Source organism: Dietzia sp. DQ12-76 (genome assembly GCF_014145045.1).
In the GTDB taxonomy this organism is placed as follows: Bacteria; Actinomycetota; Actinomycetes; order Mycobacteriales; family Mycobacteriaceae; genus Dietzia.
Map to the genome: position 1 here is coordinate 1 of NZ_JAALDV010000411.1, position 7,120 is coordinate 7,120.

6 protein-coding genes are annotated in these 7,120 nt (G+C 70.1%); 3 read left to right on the top strand and 3 right to left on the bottom strand.

Going from position 1 to position 7,120, the window contains the following annotated elements; all coding sequences use genetic code 11:
- Window positions 1-193: 193 nt before the first annotated feature.
- Entirely contained in the window at window positions 194-1,471 is a 1,278-nt protein-coding gene (eno, locus tag G6019_RS13555; RefSeq protein ID WP_107756893.1) for a phosphopyruvate hydratase, read from the bottom strand.
- Window positions 1,472-2,033: 562 nt separating this feature from the next.
- Between eno and G6019_RS17740 the strand changes: the two genes are divergently transcribed.
- From G6019_RS17740 to G6019_RS13570, 3 genes are all read left to right on the top strand, one after another.
- Window positions 2,034-2,114 carry a ribbon-helix-helix protein, CopG family gene (locus tag G6019_RS17740; protein WP_309230237.1) on the top strand — a complete coding sequence of 27 codons (81 nt, stop codon included), beginning with the start codon at window positions 2,034-2,036 and terminating at the stop codon, window positions 2,112-2,114.
- A gap of 515 nt (window positions 2,115-2,629) precedes the next feature.
- Window positions 2,630-4,399, top strand: coding sequence for a DEAD/DEAH box helicase family protein (locus G6019_RS13565; protein WP_182612064.1), 1,770 nt, complete (start codon window positions 2,630-2,632; stop codon window positions 4,397-4,399).
- A gap of 66 nt (window positions 4,400-4,465) precedes the next feature.
- Window positions 4,466-4,879: a hypothetical protein gene (locus G6019_RS13570; RefSeq protein WP_182612065.1), complete on the top strand. Its 414-nt coding sequence runs from the start codon at window positions 4,466-4,468 to the stop codon at window positions 4,877-4,879.
- Window positions 4,880-4,894: 15 nt separating this feature from the next.
- Here G6019_RS13570 and G6019_RS13575 read toward each other — a convergent pair whose 3' ends face one another.
- A complete protein-coding gene (locus G6019_RS13575; RefSeq protein WP_182612066.1) occupies window positions 4,895-5,386 on the bottom strand; it encodes a hypothetical protein in 492 nt (163 codons plus the stop codon).
- Between the two features lie 197 nt (window positions 5,387-5,583).
- Window positions 5,584-7,044, bottom strand: a complete 1,461-nt coding sequence (locus G6019_RS13580; protein ID WP_206681832.1) for an APC family permease — start codon at window positions 7,042-7,044, stop codon at window positions 5,584-5,586.
- Window positions 7,045-7,120: the final 76 nt, after the last annotated feature.

Below are 7,120 nucleotides of genomic sequence, written 5' to 3' on the forward strand. Positions count from 1 at the left end.
CGGATGGGCCCCGACGCCTCCCCCGGACGCCGGGACGACGCGCGATCGCGGCCGTCGCCCCGGCGATCCGGCGAGCCCCGTCGATCAGAAGGGCGTGGTGGGCGAGCCATGAGCCCTCCTCTCGACTACCTAGCTGACCGGATTGGCCTCGTGGGACTGTGCGTGCTGTGCCCGAGTGGCGTCGCTGCCCGGATCAGGCGGAGAAGCGCGGGAAGGCGCCGGCCCCGGCGTACCGGGCGGCGTCCCCGAGCATCTCCTCGATGCGCAGCAGCTGGTTGTACTTGGCCACGCGCTCCGAGCGGGCCGGGGCGCCGGTCTTGATCTGGCCGCAGTTGCAGGCCACCGCGAGGTCGGCGATGGTCGTGTCCTCGGTCTCGCCCGAGCGGTGCGACATCATGGTGGCGTAGCGGTTGCGGTGCGCCAGCTCCACGGCGTCCAGCGTCTCCGTGAGCGTGCCGATCTGGTTGACCTTGACCAGCAGCGCGTTGGCCGCGCCCCGCTCGATGCCGTCGCGCAGGCGCTCGGGGTTGGTGACGAAGAGGTCGTCGCCGACGATCTGGACCTTGTTGCCGATCATCTCGGTGAGGGTCTTCCAGCCCTCCCAGTCGTCCTCGTCGAGCGGGTCCTCGATGGAGACCAGGGAGTAGTTGGCCACCAGGTCGGCGTAGACGTCGGCCATCTCTGCGGCGGAGAGCTGCTTGCCCTCGAAGTGGTACTTGCCGTCCTTGAAGAACTCGGTCGCGGCCACATCGAGTGCGAGCGCGACGTCGGTGCCCAGGGTGTACCCGGCCTTCTCGATGGCCTCGACGATGAGGTCGAGGGCCGCCTTGGTGGAGTCGACCGACGGGGCGAAACCGCCCTCGTCGCCCAGGCCCGTCGACAGGCCCTTGTCCTTGAGCACGGACTTGAGGTTGTGGTACACCTCGGCGCCCATGCGCAGGGCCTCGCGGAAGGTGGGCGCACCGATCGGCGCGATCATGAACTCCTGGACGTCGACGCCCGAGTCGGCGTGGGCGCCGCCGTTGAGGATGTTCATCATGGGCACCGGCAGGACGTGCGCATTGGCGCCGCCGACGAAGCGGTAGAGCTCGAGGTTCGCCGAATCCGCCGCGGCGCGGGCCACGGCGAGCGAGACGCCGAGGATGGCATTGGCGCCGACCGTGGACTTGTTGGGGGTGCCGTCGGCGTCGAGGAGGGCCTCGTCGACCTGACGCTGCTCCTCGGCGGGGATGCCGATCACGGCGGGCGCGAGCACGTCCAGGACGGCGTCGACGGCCTTGGTCACGCCCTTGCCCATGTAGCGCTCGTCGGAGTCGCGCAGCTCCACGGCCTCGTGGGCGCCGGTCGACGCGCCCGAGGGAACGGCCGCCCGTGCGAACGAGCCGTCGTCCAGCAGCACCTCCACCTCGACGGTGGGGTTGCCTCGCGAATCGAGGATCTCCCGGGCTCCGACCTGCTCGATAAGCGCCATCTGTGCTCCTTGGGGAAGTTCGTGGATCGTCTCTGGGCCGGCACCGCGATGGGTGGCTGCAGTACCGGGGGCCATTGTTCCACGTCGCCCCGCAGGGTGGGTCGAGGCTGGGCTGGGGGTGGGTGGCGCGGGTTTGCCTGCGCCTCTCCCCACCTCACTTCCCGCACCTCACCGTCGAGCGTGTCGCGGCCCCGCCCGCCGACTTACGCGCCCCCTTCGTCTTATGCGCTCTCGATGCCCGCCGTAGGCCGGGCCGTGCGTCCTGCTTGGTCCATTCCGGGCGCGCACCTGTGCGCAGATCGCAGCAGCGCCCACCCGGCCCGCGGTCGAACCGCGAACTGTCGCCTTCCAGCACCGGTTGATTCGTATTACGATAGTGCTCATGGAGCGGAGAATTCAGGGGGAACCAGTCTCGGAGGAACAGCTCGACAAGTGGGTCGCCGAGGCTGAGGAGGGGTACGACCCCGCCTGGTTGAAGAAGCGGAAGGGGCGCCCGGCCCGGGCAGAACACGCTGCGCAAGTGGTACCGGTCCGATTGACGGAAGCCGAGCTCAAGGCGGTGATGCAACGGGCGGATCGGGAGCACCTCAATCGATCAGAGGCGATCCGACGGGCCCTCGCAGAGTGGGCCGCCGCCTCGTGATCATTCGTCGATCCGCGCGAAAGCACGGAATCGCTGATGACGACATTGTGACCGCCGCGGAGTCAGCCCTATTCGCCGCGCCGCTAGACGATGATCACCCCCAGCGAGTTCTCGTGCTGGGGTTCGACTCTCAGGCCCGCGTCCTGGAACTGGTCGTATTGCGCTACGACGACGGGAGCCGTGAGGTCATTCATGCAACGAAAGCGCGCCGAACCTATCTCGACTTGATCGACTAGCTCCTAACGTTCTGGTCGCGCTCGTGTGCCATGAGGCCTTCGTTCAAATTCCTGGCCGTGGCGGGCCGTTGTCATCGTCTCCTTCCAGCCCGAACCCCGTCCGCGACACGCGACCTCACGCCACCCCGGCCACCTACCCGCCCCTTCGGCGTCCGACAGCGGCCAACCCCGGCGGTGACGTACCCGCCCCCTACAGTGAGCCCGACCCGCCAGGACCATCCAGGAGAACGCTGTGGACTCACTCGCCCTCGTCACCGCCCGCGCGCGCGGGGACGTCTGATGGCGACCCGGCCCTCACGCAAGTCCCCCACCAGGCGCAAGCGCAGATCGACGCGGGCGACGTCGGCCACCAAGCCCAGCGCGGCACAGACGGTTCCGACTATTCCTCCCGGCCAGCGGGTGTGGCTGCTCGAGCTCCCTTGGGGTGGTCTGGGCGGCGGGACGCCGGCCGGGGTGACCTACTACAAGTCGCTCACCGCCCACGCCTACGTCGGTACCACCCTGCCGGACCCGCTGAAGCCCTACGCCAGCAAGCCGTACTCGTACCTGCGGTGGCTGGAGGACGAGCTCAACGGCAGCGAGGGCCCGGGGGCGACCGCCGCACCGATGACGCTGCGTCCGGAGCAGAGTGCGGACGTGGACGCGATCGTCGCGGCCGCCCGGCGCGGGTTCCGGCAGGTCCACCTGGCGAACGATGTGGGCACCGGCAAGACCCTGGTGGCGGTGGCGGCGGCCAAGGCCATCGCGACGGAGCGCGGCGGACGCACCATTCTGGTGACGGTGGACCGGCCGGCCCGCATCACCATCCCGTCGTGGCGGCGGACCATCGCCGCGCTCACACAAGACGACCGGGGCGACGACGACCTGCGCTGGATCATCATGTCCTCCGACAGCTTGGGCAAGCTCATGGCCCGCAACGGTCGGCCGCGTCTCAAGGTCGATGTGGCGGTGATCGACGAGGCTCACCAGTTCCGTCACGCCAGTAAGCGCACGAGCTACATGCGTCGTCTGACCCGCATGGACGGCCCTCACGAGAAGGCGCCGTTCGTGCTGTCGATCACCGCCACCCCTGGCCATCACCCGGGCGAATGGGGTTACCTGTCGTCGCTGTTCGCGCAGGTCCACGGCGATCCCCCGACCGCGTGGTCGGACTTCGGGCGGGCCCTGGCCGAGCGAGGTGCGCCCTTGGAGACCTCCTATGGAAAGTGGACGTGGAGCGCCGAGGCCAAGGAGTCGTTGCCGACGCAGCAGGCCGCCATCAGCGACGCACGCGACATGCTGCTGCGGCACGATCCGCCGCTGATGCTCACCCGGTCGGCGCCGTGGGGGCCGCCTCCGTTCGACGTGGACCTGGTGGAACTGACCCCGGACCAGTGGCGGGCCTACGAGCTGGAATGGGGCGACTTCCAGCGGGAGATGCAGCTGGCCCGGACGGGCAACAATGTCGCCCGCGGGCTGGCCGCGCTGGTGCGGCTGCGCCAGAAGGCGTCGATGATCCGGGTCGAGCACACCGTCGCGGCGGCCAAGGCCGAACTCGAGCGCGGCTACCAGGTGCTGATCGCCACCGAGATGGTGTCCACGGCCGCGCACCCGGTGGCCGAGCTGCTCGAGGCCGACCGGATCCCGGTCGCACGGATCTACGGCTCGAACCCGCAGGCCGAGGCCGAGCGGATGCGGTTCCAGCGCGGCGAGGCGCCGGTGGTGGTGTTCAACACGCCCACCGCGATCAACCTGCAGGCGCGCGAGCAGTTCGCCGACGGTTCCTACGCCACCGACACCCCGCGCAGAGGCTTCTTCCACCAGGCCCGCTACTCGGGGCTCCTGGCCGAACAGACGATGGGCCGCGCGCACCGGAATTACCAGGTGTGCGCCTGGTCGCTCCTCGCTGCGGCGGGCACGATCGAGGAGCGGGCGGGGACGGTGATGCTGTCCCGCCTGATCGCCTCGGCGACCAGCACCGATGCGGACGCCTCCACCTTCTCCGAGGTGGCCCGGGTGTTCGGGATCGACTGGATCCCCACCGTCCGGCTGGCGGACGAACTCGGCTGACTGAGACCGGTGCCCACCGCCCCGAGACCGGGGACCACCCGATGCCGCGGTCGATAGACTCGGCGGGTGAGGATCCGTCCGATCGATCTCGTTGATGTGCTCGTGTATCTCGTCGTGCTGGGCGTGTTTGTCCAGCTCCTCCCCGCGGTCCTCTCGGAGACGTTCCTTCTCTCGCTTCTCACGGCCGTCCTGCTCAAGGTGGTCCTGGAGCTCGTGCTGTGGGTCAAGAAGCGGATCGTGGGCCGCATCCGCTCGGGCACGACGCGCACAGTCCGCGCGGTGAACGTGGCCGCACTGGTGCTGGTGTTGCCGGGCAGCAAGCTGCTGGTCCTCGAGCTGGTAGCGCTCGCGTTCGGCGATGCCGTCCAGCTGGGCGGCTTCCTCGCGGTGACCACGCTTATCGTGGTGCTGATGCTCGCGCGCGGCGCAATGCGACGGCTGCTGGAGCGATCCGAGGGCGCAAACCCCTCCCCCGCGTAATCCGAGCCGGAACCCTCACCGCCGCCGTGCCGGGCCTCCCAGGATGCGTCGGGTCGACGGCGCGAACACCAGGAGCAGGTTCGCCACACTCAGGAGCCCGAACCCCCACCAGAACCCGTAGAACATCGCCCGCTGGTCGCCGGGGAGTCCCGCGACGGGAGTCCACAGGAACGCGATCTCCCCCGCCATCCAGACGAGGTGGCCCAGCGTCACGATCAGCGCGAAGTACCACTGCCACGGAGAGGGGGACTCGCGGCGACCGCGTGCGCGCACCCCGCGGACCAGCAGCGCCGTGACCGCCGCCCCGGCGACGCCGAGAAGTGCGAGGATGATTCCCGGCAGGAGGAAGTCGGCGAACGGCGTGTTCCGCAGGATCGCCGGATCGAATCCGAGGCCCGACCCGTCCGGCGCGAGGAACAGCCCGGGCCCGCCCCCGAGTGCCGACAGCGTCCAGATCGCGATCCCGGCGGTCAGCGAGTACGCGGCCCATGGGCGTCCGACCTTCATCACGGTGCTCCTTTCCCGAGGTGGCGCGCGGTGCCCGTCGACCTCCGCTCGAGTTCCCGGTCCCGATTCCCGCGCCTCGGCCCCCCGCGGTCACGGGGAGCATCCCGCTGGGTTCATTGTGCTCCACGCCGCCGGCCTGGTCGACGAAATGTGTGTCGACGGGAACGTGTCGAGACCGGGGCCCTGCGGACAACACGTCATCCGTCCGGCGTGGGGCGCCTGGCGTGCTCGTCGCGCCGCCGCCGGGAGCGTGACGACATGACCACCCGGAGCAACCATAGCCCGACCCCGGCGAGTAGGAGCAGCGCCGCGACCCGGTAGTCCTCCGCCGGCCGACCCGACCACGGCGATGCCAGGAACACGCAGCTGAGCAGGCCCGCTACGGGGATCACCGTCGGCGCCCGGAAATGCCGATGCTCCACGGGACTGCGGCGCAGCACGAGGACGGCGCAGTTGGTCACCGCGAACACCGCCAGGAGCAGCAGGGAGGTGGTGCCACCGAGCGAGGCCAGGTCGACCCCCGCGATGAGGAGCACGGCGAGCAGCGTGGTCACGCAGATCGCCACCCAGGGAGTGCGACGGCCGGGCAGCACCCTGCCGAGCAGGGAGGGCAAGACCTTCTCCCCCGCCATGCCGTAGAGCAACCGAGAGGCCATGAGCATGTTGATCAGGGCCGAGTTGGCCACGGCGGCCATGGTGATGAGCGCGAAGATCCACAGGGGGAACGCCGGCGCCCCCACCGCCACCACCGTGAGCAGCGGCGTCTCGCCCGAACCCAGGACCTCCGGCGGCACCACGGACACCGACACCGCCACCACCAGCAGGTAGATCACCCCGGTGATCGCCAACCCGGCGAACATGATCCGGGGGAAGACGCGCGCGGGATCCCAGGTCTCCTCCGCCATGTTCACCGAGTCCTCGAATCCGACGAAGGCGAAGAAGGCCAGGGCGGTGGCGGCGGTGATCGAGCGCACCGGGCTCTCCCCCGGCGAGGTCTCCACCTGGGTGAGCCGCGACAGATCGCCGTGGCCGTGCGAGAGCGCCCAGACCCCGATCCCGATCACCAGCAGCAACCCTGAGACCTCGATCGCGGTGAGCACGACGTTGAGCCGGACCGATTCCGAGATCCCGCGCAGGTTGATCGCTGCCACCGCGAGGATGAACGCCAGCGCGATCCCCACCAGCAGCCCGTTCCCGGTCACCGAGTCCAGCCAGGAGAGCTGGCCCCCTCCGACGCCGTGGGCCTGCTCGGCCACGCGGACGTGGTCGGGGAGCCCGTCCGCGGGGATGACCTGGGTGAGATTCCCGGCGAACGCGAGCGCGGCCGAGGCGGCGGACGTGAGGCCCGAGGCCATCACGGCGAAGGTCACGAGGTACGTGAGCGCCTGCACCCGGAACGCGCGGTGCGCGTAGGCCGCCGCCCCGCCGGCAGTGGGGTACTTGGTGACCAGCTCGAGGTAGCTCGCGGCGGTGAGGACCGCCACGCCGAAGGCCAGGAGGAAGGTCAACCACGCCACTCCGCCGACCTGCGCCGCGACCTTGCCGGTGAGCGCGTAGACCCCGGTGCCCAAGATGTCGCCCACGATGAACACCAGAAGCAGGCCGGGTCCCATCACGCGGCGCAGAGCCGGCTGGCCTCCCGCCCCCGTGCGTTCCATCCGCGTCCCTCTGTCCGCGCTCCGAGCCGACCCCGCCGCGGCTGCGCCCGGGTCGGGGCCGGCAGGTCTCGCAAGA

Coding starts and splice junctions, on each gene's coding strand:
- G6019_RS13580 (WP_206681832.1), bottom strand. CDS start 7,044: ATGGAACGCACGGGGGCGGGAGGCCAGCCGGCTCTGCGCCGCGTGATG.
- G6019_RS17740 (WP_309230237.1), top strand. CDS start 2,034: ATGCAACGGGCGGATCGGGAGCACCTCAATCGATCAGAGGCGATCCGA.
- G6019_RS13565 (WP_182612064.1), top strand. CDS start 2,630: ATGGCGACCCGGCCCTCACGCAAGTCCCCCACCAGGCGCAAGCGCAGA.
- G6019_RS13575 (WP_182612066.1), bottom strand. CDS start 5,386: ATGAAGGTCGGACGCCCATGGGCCGCGTACTCGCTGACCGCCGGGATC.
- eno (WP_107756893.1), bottom strand. CDS start 1,471: ATGGCGCTTATCGAGCAGGTCGGAGCCCGGGAGATCCTCGATTCGCGA.